General features: G+C 63.0%; 15 protein-coding genes. 11 read left to right on the top strand and 4 right to left on the bottom strand.

Annotated features, from left to right (window positions below; genetic code table 11):
* On the bottom strand, positions 1-670 hold a 670-nt coding region (locus H2040_RS08740), incomplete at its 3' end, for an AMP-binding protein (RefSeq protein WP_287156847.1).
* A gap of 200 nt (positions 671-870) precedes the next feature.
* Here H2040_RS08740 and H2040_RS08735 point away from each other — a divergent pair.
* The 3 genes from H2040_RS08735 (at position 871) to H2040_RS08725 (ending at position 2689) form a co-directional block, all read left to right on the top strand.
* Positions 871-1110, top strand: coding sequence for a GlsB/YeaQ/YmgE family stress response membrane protein (locus H2040_RS08735; protein ID WP_022697803.1), 240 nt, complete (start codon positions 871-873; stop codon positions 1108-1110).
* A gap of 97 nt (positions 1111-1207) precedes the next feature.
* Positions 1208-2182: a lipoyl synthase gene (gene lipA / locus H2040_RS08730; protein WP_022697804.1), complete on the top strand. Its 975-nt coding sequence runs from the start codon at positions 1208-1210 to the stop codon at positions 2180-2182.
* A 6-nt stretch (positions 2183-2188) separates the two neighbouring features.
* Positions 2189-2689: a type II toxin-antitoxin system RatA family toxin gene (locus tag H2040_RS08725; protein ID WP_287156842.1), complete on the top strand. Its 501-nt coding sequence runs from the start codon at positions 2189-2191 to the stop codon at positions 2687-2689.
* Here H2040_RS08725 and H2040_RS08720 read toward each other — a convergent pair.
* The gene (locus H2040_RS08720; protein WP_287156840.1) at positions 2660-3166 is read right to left on the bottom strand and encodes a CinA family protein; all 507 of its coding nucleotides are present in this window, start codon (positions 3164-3166) and stop codon (positions 2660-2662) included. The genes H2040_RS08725 and H2040_RS08720 overlap by 30 nt on opposite strands.
* Complete coding sequence (locus H2040_RS08715) at positions 3159-4328, bottom strand: bifunctional 2-C-methyl-D-erythritol 4-phosphate cytidylyltransferase/2-C-methyl-D-erythritol 2,4-cyclodiphosphate synthase (RefSeq protein ID WP_287156839.1); 1170 nt, start codon at positions 4326-4328, stop codon at positions 3159-3161. The genes H2040_RS08720 and H2040_RS08715 overlap by 8 nt, the downstream gene beginning before the upstream one ends.
* A 93-nt stretch (positions 4329-4421) precedes the next feature.
* Between H2040_RS08715 and dusB the strand changes: the two genes are divergently transcribed.
* From dusB to hflX, 8 genes are all read left to right on the top strand, one after another.
* On the top strand, positions 4422-5438 hold the full coding sequence (gene dusB / locus H2040_RS08710; RefSeq protein WP_287156836.1) for a tRNA dihydrouridine synthase DusB: 1017 nt from the start codon (positions 4422-4424) through the stop codon (positions 5436-5438).
* A gap of 136 nt (positions 5439-5574) precedes the next feature.
* Entirely contained in the window at positions 5575-7740 is a 2166-nt protein-coding gene (locus H2040_RS08705; protein WP_287156834.1) for a sensor histidine kinase NtrY-like, read from the top strand.
* Positions 7741-7759: 19 nt separating this feature from the next.
* Entirely contained in the window at positions 7760-9151 is a 1392-nt protein-coding gene (ntrX, locus tag H2040_RS08700) for a nitrogen assimilation response regulator NtrX (RefSeq protein ID WP_022697810.1), read from the top strand.
* Between the two features lie 15 nt (positions 9152-9166).
* Entirely contained in the window at positions 9167-10537 is a 1371-nt protein-coding gene (gene trkA, locus H2040_RS08695; RefSeq protein WP_022697811.1) for a Trk system potassium transporter TrkA, read from the top strand.
* 15 nt (positions 10538-10552) lie between these two features.
* Positions 10553-11992 (top strand): TrkH family potassium uptake protein, encoded by a 1440-nt coding sequence (locus tag H2040_RS08690; protein ID WP_287156825.1) that lies wholly within the window; start codon positions 10553-10555, stop codon positions 11990-11992.
* Positions 11993-12847 (top strand): D-amino-acid transaminase, encoded by an 855-nt coding sequence (locus tag H2040_RS08685; protein ID WP_287156823.1) that lies wholly within the window; start codon positions 11993-11995, stop codon positions 12845-12847. It begins immediately after the preceding gene.
* Between the two features lie 83 nt (positions 12848-12930).
* A complete protein-coding gene (gene hfq, locus H2040_RS08680; RefSeq protein WP_287156822.1) occupies positions 12931-13188 on the top strand; it encodes an RNA chaperone Hfq in 258 nt (85 codons plus the stop codon).
* Between the two features lie 9 nt (positions 13189-13197).
* Positions 13198-14505, top strand: a complete 1308-nt coding sequence (hflX, locus tag H2040_RS08675) for a GTPase HflX (RefSeq protein ID WP_287156821.1) — start codon at positions 13198-13200, stop codon at positions 14503-14505.
* Here the strand turns inward: hflX and mazG are convergent.
* Positions 14502-15305 carry a nucleoside triphosphate pyrophosphohydrolase gene (gene mazG, locus H2040_RS08670; RefSeq protein ID WP_287156820.1) on the bottom strand — a complete coding sequence of 268 codons (804 nt, stop codon included), beginning with the start codon at positions 15303-15305 and terminating at the stop codon, positions 14502-14504. The genes hflX and mazG overlap by 4 nt on opposite strands.
* Between the last annotated feature and the right edge of the window lie 13 nt (positions 15306-15318).

Raw genomic sequence — 15318 nt, 5'->3', positions numbered from 1 at the left:
GATTATAGATGATGTCGTCTTCCATCAGCTCCGGCACATGCGCGATAATCTGTTCGACGTTCGCGACCAGGTTTTTGTGGCTCAGCGCAACGCCTTTTGGATCGCCTTCGGTGCCGGAAGTGAACAGGATGACGGCTTCTTCGTCATGATCGGTCTTGGCGCGGATCAGGTCCGGTGCATACAGGCCGGCCAGCGCCGCCGCCTTGTCGCGAATGCCCAGATTGTCGCGCACGTCCTCCAGATAGATAATTTCCGCTTCTTGCCCCAAAGCCTCGATCAGGGACTCAAATCCGCCTTTCTCGATGAACTGGTGCGCGGTTACGATGCGCTTGATTTCTCCGGTTTTCAGGGCGGAGCGAAGATTGCGCACCCCGGCGGTGAAGTTCAGCATCGCGGGAACGCGGCCATAGGCGCTGAGGGCGAAGGTAGCGATCACCGCCCCCGCGCCGGTGGGCAGCATGACGCCCACGCGTTCGCGTTTCTCGGTCAGGCCGGCCAGCGCCGATCCCAGCGCGAAAGTCGCCTTTACCAGATCGTCGTAGGAAAGCTTCCGGTCATCGGCGTCGATGATAGCGGTGTATTTCCCGCCGGCGCGTTTGCGCGCCCGCAAGAGCGCGCCCGTAATGGTCGTATGGGTCCGCCGCTCATCGTAGCTGTATGGGCGTTTCATGCATCCTCCCGCGCCGACTGTTTCCGTCGGTCATCTCTTTAAATCTTATCACCTTCCGCACTCGCAGGGGCAAGTCGGATGTCATCTTTGTGACTCAACATATGGCGGTCCCGTCACGTTCCAATTTTTGGAACTAACTGGCGTCCGGACCTCTTACAGGTCAGACTGAACGTCATAAGAAACATGAGGGAAGAATCGACATGGAATTTCTGATTTTCATCCTGATCGGCATCCTGGCCGGCTGGATCGCAGAACAGGTCATGAAACGCGATCACGGCATCCTGGTGAATCTGGTCGTCGGCGTCGTCGGCGCGCTATTGGGCGGGTTCATCGCCGGCTTGCTGGGCATCGCCTGGGGCGGAATCATCGGCCAGCTGGTCATCGCCACGCTGGGCGCGATCCTGCTGCTGTTCATTCTTGGACTTATCAAGAAAAACTAGCGCCCTGCGCATTTGCGCATAGCGCCCTGTCTTTCGTGCATACGCCCCGTGGTGATCGCTTGAACCACGGGGCAATGCGCGCCATGTTCGCGTCACTATGGCAGTGATCATCGACAATCTCGACAAGGCGAAAGCCGCGCCGGTTCGCCACCCTGAAAAACAGAAGCGGCCCGACACCCCCGTTCCGCGCAAGCCAGACTGGATTCGCGTCCGCGCGCCGGCCGGGAAGGGCGTGGCGGAGACGCGCAAGGCGGTGAAGGAGGAAGGCCTCGTCACCGTGTGCGAGGAAGCGGGCTGTCCGAACCTTGGCGAGTGCTGGTCGCAGAAACATGCGACCTTCATGATTTTGGGCGATACCTGCACGCGCGCCTGCGCCTTCTGCAACGTGAAAACCGGCCTGCCCGGCGCGCTGGACGATGAAGAGCCGGCCAAGATCGGCCGCGCCGTCGTGAAGATGGGCCTCAAACATGTCGTGATCACATCGGTCGACCGCGACGATCTTGACGATGGCGGCGCCGAGCATTTCGAGCGCGTCATCGACGAAATCCGCACGCAGTCTCCCGGCACGACCGTCGAAATCCTGACCCCGGACTTCCTGCGCAAGCCGCACGCGGCTGAGCGCGTGATCGACGCCAAGCCGGACGTGTTCAACCACAATCTGGAAACCGTGCCGAGGCTCTATCTGAAGATCCGTCCCGGCGCGCGCTATTACCACTCCATCCGCCTGCTGGAGAAAGTGAAAGAGCGCGATCCGTCCCAGTTCACCAAGTCGGGCCTGATGGTCGGACTTGGCGAGACCAAGGAAGAGATCATGCAGGTCATGGACGATCTGCGCAGCGCCGGCGTCGATTTCCTGACCATCGGCCAGTATCTTCAGCCTTCGCGCAAACACGCCGCGATCGACCGTTTCTGGACGCCGCAGGAATTCAAGGCGCTGGAAACCATAGCCAGGTCCAAGGGCTTCCTGATGGTCTCCGCCACGCCGCTGACGCGCTCCAGCTATCACGCGGGCGAGGATTTCGAGAAAATGCGCGCCGCGCGGGAAGCGCAGCTGGCGGCCGGGCGCGCCTGATCTTCCATGCCGATGCATGAGGAAAAGCGGCGGATCCGCCACAGCCCGGATGATCTCTATGCGCTGGTCTCGGATGTGAAATCCTATCCGGATTTCGTGCCGTTTGTCGCCGCCATGCGCGTGCGTGAGAATACGGAGAATCCAGACGGAACGCGGTCCATGAAGGCGGAAGCTTCCGTAGGCTACAAGTTCATCCGCGAGCGGTTCGCCACGCAGGTTGAACTGGACCCGAAGAACCGCGTCATCGATGTCTCTTACCTGTCAGGGCCGTTCGAGGCGCTGGCCAATCACTGGCGCTTCCACGAACTTTCGGATGGCTCGACGCTGATCGATTTCTGCGTCGAATACGAATTCCGTAACAAGGTCCTCAAAATGCTGTTCGAGGGCGCGCGGGACCGCGCCGCGGGTATGATCCTTGACGCATTCAAACAGGAAGCGGACAGGCGTTACGAAACGGTCGGCAAGCCGGAACTGGACCTAGCCGCGGAGACGGTCGAGACCGTCTGACAGCATATTCAGAGCCGCTTCGGCGCTCTTGATCCGCACTTCTGTCCGGCCAATCTCGCCAAAGCGCTTCTCAAGCTGGACCGTTTCACGGGCGCGCGCCGCACAGGCAAAATGGACCAGCCCCACGGGCTTGTGCTCCGTTCCGCCATCCGGCCCGGCAATTCCGGTAATCGAAACGGACAGCGCCGCTTCCGGGCTGCGCTCCAATGCGCCTTCGGCCATCGCTTTGGCCACCAGGGGCGACACCGCGCCGTGACGCGCCAGCATTGAGGGCTTAACGCCCAACAGGGCCGCTTTCGCTTCATTGCTATAGGTCACCAGGCTCGCCTCCATGACAGCGGACGCGCCGGCGGAATGGGTGAGAAGCGCCCCCAGCAGGCCGCCCGTGCAGCTTTCGGCGCAAATCACGCGCACGCCCTGCGCCTCGGCGCTTTCCAGAAATCGCTGGGTCTTGGAAATCAGAGCCTCGTCAAACATCTCGTCTCTGGACCTCTGCCGTGACGATCGCCTCGGCCGCGACGCCTTCGCCGCGCCCGATAAAGCCCAGCTTTTCAGTCGTCGTCGCCTTGATGTTCACCAAACTCAGAGGCAGGCCCAGCAGTTCCGCGACCCGCGCCTGCATCGCAGTCCGGTAGGGGCCGACTTTCGGCGCCTCGCAGATCAGCGTCACATCGCAATGGCTCGGGCGCGCGCCGGCCTCCCGCATCAGGGACAGGCAATGAGTTACAAACGCGGCGGAGTCGGCGTCACGCCACGCCTCGTCGCTGGGCGGAAAATGCTGTCCGATATCGCCGGCGCCAATCGTGCCCAGCATGGCGTCGCAAATCGCGTGCAGACCCGCATCGGCGTCGGAATGGCCTTTCAGCCGCTTGTCGCAATCAATATGCACCCCGCACAGAGTAACGCCGTCCCCTTCAATCAATTGGTGGACGTCGAATCCGTGTCCCGTAGCCACGCGCATTGCAGACTTTGCGTTCATTAGCGCCTCCATCATGGCCAGGTCCTGCGGATCGGTGATCTTGAAGTTCATCCGGTCGCCAGGGACGGCGCGCACCTCCATCCCGGCGCGCTGCGCCACGGCGACATCATCGCTGAGGGCGGCGTCAGGCGGTAACGCATCATAGGCGTCCATGATCGCCTGATAGGCAAAAGCCTGCGGCGTTTGCATCGCCATCAAGCTCTCCCGGTCCATTTCCTCGCCAATCAGCCCCTCCGCCTTCTGTTTCAACGCATCGCGGACGGGCAGGGCGGCCGCGGCGGCGGAGGCGTCGTTCAGGGCGGCGGACAGCTCGTCAATCAGCCACGGGCTGGCCAGGGGCCGCGCCGCATCATGAATAAAAACCATGTCCGGCGGATCGGCGCGCATCGCTTCCAGCCCCGCGCGTACCGACGCCGTTCGCGTTTCGCCCCCCGGAACGGTCTCGACCGGGGTTTTCAGCCCCGCGGCCATCGTTTCGATTTCCGGCGCCCGGTCAGGGTCGCATACAACAACAATCCGCGCGCAGGGCCGGGTCAGGCCGAACAGTTCCAGGCTCCAGCGCAGCACCGGCTTTCCCGCAAGCGACAGGAATTGCTTGGGCGTCGGGTCGCCAAAGCGCGCGCCCTTGCCGGCGGCGACGATGATTGCGGCTGCGCTCACGCGATGACATCTCCTGTGCGGTCAGGGCTGCGCCGGATCTGGCGCGGGTGGTGCAAATTGCATCCTTTCCGGTGTATCCACAAACGCAAGATCATGACTGTCCGCATTGCAGATATCGAAACGCCCAACCGCGTTTTTCTGGCCCCCATGTCCGGGGTCAGCGATTTGCCGTTCCGTAAACAGGCGGCCCGGTTCGGTGCGGGACTGGTCGTTTCCGAAATGGTGGCGTGCGAGATGCTGGCCGAAGGCCGCGCCGACGTTCTGCGCCGCGCGGCGGGCGGCGGCCAGATCAATCCGCTTGTGATTCAATTGATCGGCCGTGAGGCGCACTGGATGGAGGAGGGCGCCCGGCTGGCCGCCGAGGCCGGCGCGGATGTCATCGACATCAATATGGGCTGTCCCTCGCGTCAGGTGACCGGCGCGCTCTCGGGCTCCGCCCTCATGCGCGATCTCGATCACGCCATGAGCCTTGTCGAGGCGACGCTGGCCGGCTCACCGGTTCCGGTGACGCTTAAAATGCGGCTCGGCTGGGACCGGGATTCTCTGAATGCGCCGGAACTGGCGCGGCGCGCGGAAGCGGCCGGCGTGCAGATGGTAACCGTGCACGGCCGCACGCGGCAGGATTTCTACAAGGGGCAGGCTGACTGGCGGGCGGTGCGCGACGTGAAGGACGCCGTATCCATCCCTGTCGTTGTAAACGGCGATATCGCGACGCTGGACGATTGCCGGCAAGCCTTGAACCAGTCCGGCGCTGACGCCGTCATGGTCGGCCGGGCCGCAACGGGGCGGCCGTGGCTGCCCGCCGCGCTCGCCCAGGCGCTTGAAGCCGGCGCCGATGATTTTCAGGCGCCGGGCTGGGAAGCCTGTCTTGGCGGCATGATCGCACAATATGAAGACATGCTGGCGCTTTACGGGGAGCCGCTGGCCGTTCGCATGGCGCGCAAGCATGTCGCGGCGTTTATCGACCATGCCTATGAAGACGCGCCTGAAACGCTCCGCGTCGCGATACGCAAGCGGATCTGCAGGTTGAACAGCCCCGCCGCGGTGCTGGAGGCGCTCGCCGCCCTTGATCCGGCGGAAACGGACCAGGGCGCGCTGACTGCAGCCTGACTGGGCACAGGCGACACAGACTGTTGCAGGAAAGCCCCGTTTAATGTTGGATATATGCCACAACGCGGGAGCGCCTGTGGCATTCTCAAGACGTTTTTCTCTACCGCAAGCCGCTTCGCCTCTTCAGGCCGGGGCCATGCTTGCGCTGTTTCTGACCTCGGCGGTGCTAACGGCGCTGACCGCGATCATTGCCTTGTTTGGTGATGCCGGGCCGGCCAGCCCGGTCGTGTTCTGGCTGATCGGGATCAATTTCGCGCTGACCTTTTTCCTCGCCGGGGCGACCCTGTGGCGGATGCGCAGCCTGATTTTCCCGACTCGCATCGGCGAACCCGCGCCCAAGCTTCACCGGCGTTTTGTGATGCTGTTCAGCCTCGCCGCCGTTGTTCCGGCGGTTCTGATCGCCCTGTTCTTCGGCGGATTTCTGACTCGCGGTCTGGAAACCTGGTTCGGCGAGCGGGTCGAGGCGTCCGTCGAAAGCTCCGCTGATACGGCCCGTTTCTATCTCGACCAGATCATCGAACAGACCCAGATCGATATGGCCGCCACGGCTGCCGATCTGAACCAGCAGAATGTCCGCGACGCGCTCCAGACCTCGCCGGACGCCTTTCAGGCGTTCCTGGAAGGGCAGGCGCGTCTGCGCGCTTTCACGGCTGCTTATCTTGTCGATTCAAATGGGGACATACTCGCCTCGGCGGAATCGCAGGTGGCGCCGGATTTCCGCGCGCCCTCGCAGGAGGATTTCCGCAACGCGCAGGACGACATCCTGATTCGCACCAACGAGGCGGAACGCCAGATCTCGGCCCTTTTTGATCTGGAAGCCTATCCGGACGCCTATCTCTACGCCTTGCCGGACGTGAACAAGTCGCTGTTCGATGCGCTTCTGGGCGCGCAGGCCGCGATCAATGATTTCCGCACCGCGCGCAGCCAGCGCGGAAGGATCCAGCTCTTCTTCCTTCTGATCTACGCGCAGGCGACTTTGCTAGTTCTGGCCGGGGCGGTCTGGCTCGGCCTGGCGTCCGCCGGGCGCGTTGTCACGCCGGTCGGCAAGCTGGTCCACGCCGCCGACCAGATCCGCCGCGGGGATCTGACCGCGCGCGTGAATGTTGGCGTTCAACAGGACGAATTGGCGGCTTTGGCCCGTGCTTTCAACAGGATGACGCGGCAACTTCAGGAGCAGCGTCACGATCTGATTGCCTCCAATGACGAGTCGGACGCCCGCCGCCGCCTGATCGAGGCCGTGCTCAGCGGGGTGAGCGCCGGCGTCATGTCAATTGACGCGCATGGCGTCGTGACTCTTGCCAACAGCTCAGCAAAAGAGCTGCTCGGGCAAGAGAAGGACGGGCTGGTCGGGCGCAAGCTGGCGGAGGTGGCGCCCCAGCTTAATGACCTCGCGGTTCGCGCCGGCGAACGCGGCCGGGACATGGCGGAAGCGCAGATCGAGCTGATTTCCAAAGACGGCTCGGTCATTACGCTGAACGCCCGCGCCGCCGCCGACACGGCGTCCTCGGGCGGCGTCGTGATCACGTTTGACGATATCTCCCGCCTGATCACGGCCCAGCGCAACGCGGCCTGGCGGGACGTGGCGCGCCGCATCGCCCATGAGATCAAGAACCCGCTTACCCCGATCCAGCTCTCGGCCGAGCGCCTTAAACGCCGTTTCCGTCCGGCCGAAGAGGGCAAGGACACCGAGATATTCGACAACTGCACGGACACGATCATCCGTCAGGTCAACGATATTGGCCGCATGGTCAATGAATTCTCGTCTTTCGCGCGTATGCCGACGCCTCACGTAGAGCCGGCCTCGCTGCAGGCCCTGGCCAAGGAGGCGGCGTTCGCGCGCCGCGTCGCCAGTCCCGGCGTCAAGGTCGAGCTGGAGGCGCCGGATGAGGAAATCATGGTGCTGTGCGACGAGCGGCTGGCCTCGCAGGCGCTCGCCAATGTTCTCAAGAACGCTTCGGAGTCCGTGGCCGCGCGGCTCGAATTGGGCGAGGGGCCCAAGACCGGCTGGCTGGTGGTTCGCCTGTCGAAAGCGGACGGCATGGGCTGCATAGAAGTCGAGGATAACGGCCTTGGCTGGCCGGAAGGCGCGCGGGAGCGCCTGACCGAGCCCTACATGACGACGCGCGAGAAAGGCACCGGGCTCGGCCTCGCAATCGTCAAGCGCGTCATGGAAGACCATTCGGGCGCGCTGGAGCTGGACGAGCCCGAGAGCGGCGGGCGCGGCGCGGTTGTGCGCCTCAATTTCCCGCTGGTCGATTCAAGAACACAAGCGACAGCCGCCGGCGAAGCGGCCGCGGTATAAACGAAAGGGCAGGTCAATCATGGCTGCCGACATTCTGGTTGTAGACGACGAACGCGATATCCGGGAACTCGTACAGGGTATTCTGGAAGACGAGGGCTATGAGGTTCGCACGGCCGGCGACGCCGATCAGGCGATGGAGCAGGTGCGTTCCCGCAAGCCCGCGCTTGTCATTCTCGATGTCTGGCTTCAGGGCAGCGACCGCGATGGCCTGGATCTGCTTGGCGAGCTGAAATCGCTCGACCCGCTGCTCCCCATCATCATGATCAGCGGCCACGGCACCATCGACACGGCCGTCTCCGCGATCCAGCGCGGCGCATACGACTTTATCGAAAAGCCCTTTAAAAGCGATCGCTTGATTGTTATTCTTAAACGCGCGCTGGAAGCGAACCGCCTGCAACTGGAAAACGCCGAACTGCGCGAACAAAGCCGCGGCGAACACAAGCTTGTTGGCGCCTCACAGGCTATCGGACAGGTGCGCCAACTCATCGACAAGGTCGCCCCAACCAACAGCCGGGTGATGATCGAAGGGCCGGCAGGCTCTGGCAAGGAACTCTGTGCCCGCCTAATCCATGCAAAATCTCCGCGCAACGAGGCGCGCTTTGTCGCCATTAACGCCGCCGCCATGGCGCCCGACCGCGTCGAACTGGAATTGTTCGGGGAGGAGGACAATTCCGGCCGCGTCCGCAAGACGGGTCTGTTTGAGCTGGCGCACGCCGGCACGCTCTATCTGGACGAAGTCGGCGACATGCCGCTGGAAACCCAGAGCAAACTGTTGCGGCTTCTGGTCGACCAGCGATTCCACCGTCTGGGTGGTAGTGGCGACGTACAGGTGAATGTCCGCGTCATTTCGTCGACCTCCAAGGATCTGCGCGCCGAGATACAGGCCGGGCATTTCCGGGAAGACCTCTATCACCGGCTCAACGTGGTCCCGGTGGGGATGCCGCCGCTTGCCGAACGGCGGGAGGATGTGCCGGAACTGGTGGAGTATTTCATCACGCGCCTGTCCGCCGCCTCCGGCCTGCCCAAACGCCTGATCGGCGCGGACGCGATGGCTGCGCTGCAAGCCCATGACTGGCCCGGCAATGTGCGCCAGCTGCGCAATAATGTGGAGCGGCTTTTGATCCTGGCCGGCGGCGAGCCTGGCAGCCCGATCACGCTGGATTCCTTGCCGTCGGGCGTGGCCCCGGAAGGACAATCCGGCGGCGAGGCGGGATCGGAAAAACTGATTTCCCTGCCGTTGAGGGATGCGCGCGAACAGTTTGAGCGCGAATATCTGGTGGCGCAGATTTCGCGTTTCGGCGGAAACATTTCGCGGACCGCGTCATTTATCGGCATGGAGCGGTCGGCATTGCATCGTAAGCTGAAAAGCCTCGGCGTGACGCCGCAGAGCCGCGACCGCCAGAAGAACTAGGGGCAGGGGTCACCGATGAGAGTTGTCGTTTGCGGCGCGGGACGCGTCGGCTACGGAATCGCACGGGAACTGGCGCAGGAGCGCAACACCGTGACGGTCGTGGATGTGTCGGCCGAACTGGTGGACCGCCTCACGACCGATCTGGACGTGCGCGGTGTGGTCGGCCACGGCTCTCACCCGGACGTGCTGGAGCGCGCCGGGGCCAAGGACGCCGACATGATCATCGCCGTCACCTATTCGGACGAAGTGAACATGGTGGCCTGTCAGGTCGCGCATTCACTGTTCTCGACCCCGACAAAAATCGCCCGCGTCCGGTCACAGGCGTATCTCGACAAGGCCTGGCAGGATCTGTTTGCGCGTCAGAACATGCCGATCGACGTGGTGATCTCGCCGGAACTTGAGGTCGCCAACGCCATCCTGCGCCGGCTGGAAACGCCCGGCGCATTCAACACGCTGCCCTTTGCCAATGGCCGGGTTCTGGTTCTGGGCGTCCGCCTGCCATCCGACTCGCCGCTGGACAACACGACTGTGCGGCAGATCGAGGAGTTGTTCCCGGACCTCAAGGCGCTGGTCGCCGGAGTCGTGCGCGATGGCCGCCTGTTCACGCCCAAGCCCGATGACGTGCTGGTATCGGGCGATGATCTCTACATTGTCACGGATCGCGATCACGCCCCCCGAACCCTGGATATTTTCGGGCGCGATGTGGCCCGCGCCCGCCGCGTCATTCTGGTGGGCGGCGGCAATATCGGCGTTTTTGTCGCGGGAGAACTGGAAGCGCGCGGCGTTCGCGCAAAGATCATCGAGTCCGACAAGGGCGCGGCGGAAATGGCCGCCAATGCGCTGGACCGCACCGTCGTCCTGCACGGCGACGGACTGGACCGCGACATGCTGCACGAGGCGGGCGTGGAAAACGCCGAAGTCGCGATCAGCCTGACCAATGACGACAAGGTCAATGTTCTTTCCTCCGTGATCTCCAAGCGGGAAGGGGCGGAGCGCACGCTCTGCCTGATCAATGACCGCACCTATGAGCCGCTGAAGGAATCCCTCGGCGTCGACGTGTTCATCGATCCCCGAACGATCACAGTTTCGACCATTCTTCAGCATGTCCGCAGAGGCCGGATTACAGAGCTTTATTCGGTGGAAGATGGCGGCGGTGAGATCCTGGAAGGCGTGGCGCTGGAAACATCGCCCCTGGTCGGAAAAACCATTGGCGAACTGGATCTGCCCGATGGCGTCGTGATCGGGGCCGTGGTCCGCAAGGACAAGGTGCTGCTGGGGCGCGAGGATGTCAGCATCAAGAAAGACGACCGCGTCATCGTGTTTTCCGAACGCGGCCAGATTTCCGCGGTCGAGCGCATGTTCCGCGTCAGCGCCGCATTCTTCTGATGGCGCGGCGGCTCCATGGCATTCGCTAGCGTTTTCAGGGGACTGGGCGGCATTCTTGTCGTCCTGGCCGCACTGGCTTTCATCGCGGCGCTGTTCGGCGCGGCCGTGAATGAGCGCCCGCAGGCCCTGACCCTGTCGGCCACCGGATTGCTGTCGCTCTTTCTGGGCATTTCCGGCTTTCTTCTCGGCCGCAATCTGCAAACCAATACCGGCCCGCGCGAAGGCGTGGCGATGCTGCTTCTGGGCTGGACCATTGCGCCGGCGATCGCCGCGTTCGGCTTTCTGGGGCAGGGCGCCATCATCCATTTCGACGACGCCTTTTTCGAAGCGATGTCGGCGGCCACCACCACGGGCGCCAGTCTCATCGATCCGGACACCGCGCCCAGATCAATCATTCTGTGGCGCGGGCTTCTGGAATGGGGCGGCGGCTATCTGTCGATCCTGATGATTCTGGTTATCCTGGTGGCGCTGAACCTGACCGGGCCGGGCGTTCACCGCTCCACGCTGTTCACCCTGGACAAGGAAGGGCTGTTCAAGCGCTTCTCCCACATCACGCGCGTTGCGGGCGTCATCTACGGCATTGTGACGCTGGTCACTTTCATTGGCCTGGCGGTTTCCGGCTCGACCCTGTTTGACGCCGTCTGCCTGGCTCTGTCCGCGCCCGCAACCGGCGGCGGCGCGCCACGCGGCGCGGCGCTTCCAGACTATGTCTCGGGGGCGGGGCTGATGGTTCTGGGGCTCGCCCTGTTCGCCGGCTCCCTGAATTACGCGCTCCTCTGGGAGGCTTACCGCGACAATGTCATGCGCAGGGACATATTGCGCGACCCCGAAACGCGCGCGCTTTCGGGCGGTATCCTTTTGATTTTTGTCCTGCTCGTTTTCATGTCCAGCGGCCTCAGCTTCGGTCGGCTCTCCATCGCCTTTCACGACGCCGCCGCCCTGATCTCCACATCTGGACGCTTCGCGGATCTGGAGGCCATGCGCGCATTGCCGCCGACGCTCCTGATGGCGGCGGTCCTGATCGGAGGGTCTGCGCTTTCGACCGCCGGCGGGGTGAAGATCATCCGGGTCCTGCTTCTGGTCCGTCACGCGCGGGCGGAGCTTCGCAAGCTCTCCCATCCGTCCAGCATCCAGCTGGTTCATTTCCGCGACCGGGTGGTTCCGGACCGCACCTTCGTCAGCCTCTGGATCTATTTTCTCGGCTATACGGCGGTTCTGGGCGCGTTGATCGTTGGAATCGCGACGATGGGCGAGCCGCTGGACATCGCGCTCCCTGCGGCGGTCGCCACGCTTTCCAACGCCGGACCGCTGCTCTACGCGACGGCCGCCGAGAACGCCGATTTCAACCAGTTTACCCGCGGCGCGCGCGCCGTTATGTCGGCGGGAATGGCCCTTGGGCGCATGGAGGTTCTCGCCGCTTTGGCCGCCCTCGCGCCCGGACTCTGGAGACGCTAGATGCCGCGTATCGCCTATGTGGACGGCGCGTTCACGCCGCACCGGGACGCCTGTGTGGGAATTGAGGATCGCGGCCTGCAATTCGCCGATTCCGTCTACGAGGTCTGGGGCGTCCGCAATGGCCGCCTTATGGACTCGCCCGGCCATCTGGATCGTCTGTTCCGCTCTCTGGGCGAGCTGCGCATCGCGTTTCCTGTCACGCGTGAAGCGCTGATGATTGCGCTGGAAGAGCTGCGCCGGAGAAACCGCATCAGAAACGGGCTGCTTTACCTGCAGGTTACGCGCGGCGTCGCGCCCAGAGACCACGGTTTCCCGGCGCAGGCCACGCCCACGATGATCGCAACAGCCAAGCATATTCCACAGCACAAGGCGGACGCCCGCGCAAAGGCCGGGGTTTCGGTCGTCACCGCGCCCGATATCCGCTGGGGACGCTGTGATATCAAAACGACCGGCCTGACGGCCAATATTCTCGCCAAACAGCACGCGCGGGAGCAGGGGGCTTTCGAGGTCTGGATGCTGGATGCCGACGGCTATGTCACCGAAGGCTCGTCTTCCAACGCCTGGATCGTCGCTTCCGGGGATGTGCTGGTTACGCGCCCTGTGACCGACAATATTCTGGCGGGCGTCACGCGCGCGGCCATCCTGCGCATTGCCGGCGAACTTGGCCTGACCGTGGAAGAGCGCGCCTTCACGCCGCAAGAGGCGATGGACGCCAAGGAAGCGTTCATGACCAGCGCCTCATCCTTCGTCATGCCCGTAATTTCCATCGATGGCGCGCAGATTGGCGACGGCCGGCCGGGTGAAACCAGTGTTGCGCTGCGACAAGGTTACGAAAAACTGGCTCTAAACGCCTAATTCGTTCCGGAAACGGTTGCCGTTCTTCGCAAGCCGCTTTACCAATCAAAAGCTTGCAGGGCGAGGGGATTCAAGCTGAGACGATGACGACCGACAAGAAACAGGGTTTACAGGACGCTTTTTTGAATGCGGTGCGCAAATCGCGCACGCCGCTGACGATATTCCTCGTCAACGGCGTAAAGCTGCAAGGCGTCGTCACATGGTTTGACAATTTCTGCGTTTTGCTCCGCCGCGATGGACAATCCCAACTGGTGTACAAACACGCCATCTCGACCATCATGCCGGCCCAGCCGGTCCAGATGTTCGAAGCGGAAACCGCGCAGGAGAGCGATGAGGGCTGATAGCCTTACATGACCGATCGTATTGGGGATCGCGCGCTTCTGGTTCTCCCGGTTTTTCCTGAGGACATTCCTGCAGAGACACGTTCGCGGCTCGAAGAGACCGCAGGCCTGGCCGAGGCGCTGGAGCTGGATCTCGTTTCCGCGTTCGAGGCGCCATTGCGCAAACCTTCCGCGGCGACCCTTCTGGGCCGCGGAAAAGTGGACGAAATCGGCGAAATGGCCGAGGACGAGAATGTCGGCCTGGTCATCGTCGACGCTCATCTCTCTCCGGGTCAGCAACGCACGCTGGAGCGGGCCTGGAAGGCCAAGGTCATCGATCGCACCTGTCTGATTCTGGAAATATTCGGTCTGCGGGCCAGAACCCGAGAAGGCTCGCTCCAGGTGGAACTGGCGCGTCTGGCGTATGAGCGGTCCCGCCTTGTGCGAACCTGGACTCACCTTGAGCGTCAGCGGGGCGGGCAGGGTTTTATCGCCGGTCCGGGCGAAACCCAGATCGAGACTGACCGCCGCCTGCTTTCCGAGCGCATCATCAAGCTCCGAAAAGAGCTGGAAGAGGTGCGCCGCACGCGTGGCTTGCATCGCGATTCCCGCCGCCGCAGCGCCTATCCCGTTGTCTCGCTGGTTGGCTACACGAATGCTGGAAAATCCACGCTTTTCAATTATCTGACGGGGGAATCTGTGCTTGCGAAAGATATGCCTTTCGCAACGCTGGATACCACGCTGCGGGTGGTGGACCTGCCGCATGGCCGCCGCATCATCCTGTCGGACACTGTGGGCTTCATCACGGACCTGCCGCCCGACCTCGTCGCGGCGTTCCGCGCCACGCTGGAAGAGATCAAGGAGGCGGACCTCCTGATCCATGTCCGCGACATTTCCTCGCCGCATACAGACGAACAGGCCGAAGACGTGATGGAGGTTCTGGCGACGTTGGAAGCCGGGACGGAGTCCGGACAGGCGATCATGGAAGCCTGGAATAAGGCCGATTTGCTGGACGAAGAGGATCAGCGTTTCATCAAGGCCCGCGCCGCCGGCGCGGATATTCCCTCCGTTCCGATCAGTGCGGAAAAGCGCGAGAATATAGATGCTCTGCTTGAGCTGATTGAAGAAATGCTGGCCCGCCAGGCGCATGAGATCGAAATCGTCGCCGGCCCGCACGACTCGGCGGCTCGCGCCTGGCTGTTCCAGCATGGCGAAGTGCTGGATGAAGGGGTAACGGGAGAGGGCGGAATAACGCGGCTGACCGCGCGGCTGGATCCGGCGGCGGCCGGCCAGTTCCGGCAAAAATTCCCGGATCTTGAAATCACGCGGCTGAACTAGGCTTTCTTGGCCTCGTTCCAGAGCGCTTCCATTTCGTCCAGTGTCGCATCATCGGGCGTGCGGCCCTGATCGGCCAGCGCACGCTCTATATAGTGAAACCGCCGTTCAAACTTGGCGTTGGCCTGCCGGAGCGCATGTTCCGGATCGACTTTCAGTTTACGCGCCAGATTGCTGTACACAAACAGCAAATCGCCCAGTTCTTCCTCAATTTTGGCAGGGTCTTCCAACTCAATGACCGCCTCGCTCAGCTCAGCCATTTCCTCGTGAATCTTGTCCATGACCTGCCGCGTTTCGGGCCAGTCAAAGCCCACGCGCGCGGCGCGCTTCTGAAGTTTCACGGCGCGCAACAGGGCGGGAAGGGCGGCCGGCACGTCGTCCAGAAGGCTGTCATCCTTGCCCTTCGCCGCGCGTTCCTCGGCTTTCTGAGCCTCCCAGGCGCGTGTCTGTGCCGCGGAATCGCGCACGGTGTCGTCGCCGAAAACGTGCGGATGCCGCCGCACCATCTTGTCGACGATCGCCTCGACCACGTCAGGGAAGGCGAACTCACCGGCTTCCTCGGCGATGCGGCTATGGAAAACGACCTGAAGCAGAAGATCGCCGAGCTCTTCCTTGAGGTCTGTCAGATCGCCGCGCTGGATGGCGTCGGCGACTTCATAGGCTTCCTCGATCGTGTACGGCGCGATGGTCTCGTAAGTCTGCTCGACGTCCCACGGACAGCCGGCCTCCGGATCGCGCAGGCGCGCCATGACGGAAATAAGGGCGGCAATATCGCCATTGTGGGTTCGCCCATCACCAGACATCAGAATGTCGCAT

Source organism: Euryhalocaulis sp., assembly GCF_013911995.1.
GTDB classification, from domain to species: Bacteria; Pseudomonadota; Alphaproteobacteria; order Caulobacterales; family Maricaulaceae; genus Euryhalocaulis; species Euryhalocaulis caribicus.
This window is presented reverse-complemented; position numbering and strand designations above follow the sequence as displayed.

Bases quoted from the DNA above. Each gene is read 5' to 3' on its own strand.
- lipA (WP_022697804.1), top strand. From the start codon at position 1,208: ATGGCAGTGATCATCGACAATCTCGACAAGGCGAAAGCCGCGCCGGTT.
- H2040_RS08735 (WP_022697803.1), top strand. From the start codon at position 871: ATGGAATTTCTGATTTTCATCCTGATCGGCATCCTGGCCGGCTGGATC.
- ntrX (WP_022697810.1), top strand. From the start codon at position 7,760: ATGGCTGCCGACATTCTGGTTGTAGACGACGAACGCGATATCCGGGAA.
- hflX (WP_287156821.1), top strand. From the start codon at position 13,198: ATGACCGATCGTATTGGGGATCGCGCGCTTCTGGTTCTCCCGGTTTTT.
- H2040_RS08705 (WP_287156834.1), top strand. From the start codon at position 5,575: ATGCTTGCGCTGTTTCTGACCTCGGCGGTGCTAACGGCGCTGACCGCG.
- H2040_RS08690 (WP_287156825.1), top strand. From the start codon at position 10,553: ATGGCATTCGCTAGCGTTTTCAGGGGACTGGGCGGCATTCTTGTCGTC.
- hfq (WP_287156822.1), top strand. From the start codon at position 12,931: ATGACGACCGACAAGAAACAGGGTTTACAGGACGCTTTTTTGAATGCG.
- H2040_RS08725 (WP_287156842.1), top strand. From the start codon at position 2,189: ATGCCGATGCATGAGGAAAAGCGGCGGATCCGCCACAGCCCGGATGAT.
- dusB (WP_287156836.1), top strand. From the start codon at position 4,422: ATGACTGTCCGCATTGCAGATATCGAAACGCCCAACCGCGTTTTTCTG.
- H2040_RS08685 (WP_287156823.1), top strand. From the start codon at position 11,993: ATGCCGCGTATCGCCTATGTGGACGGCGCGTTCACGCCGCACCGGGAC.
- mazG (WP_287156820.1), bottom strand. From the start codon at position 15,305: ATGTCTGGTGATGGGCGAACCCACAATGGCGATATTGCCGCCCTTATT.
- H2040_RS08720 (WP_287156840.1), bottom strand. From the start codon at position 3,166: ATGTTTGACGAGGCTCTGATTTCCAAGACCCAGCGATTTCTGGAAAGC.
- trkA (WP_022697811.1), top strand. From the start codon at position 9,167: ATGAGAGTTGTCGTTTGCGGCGCGGGACGCGTCGGCTACGGAATCGCA.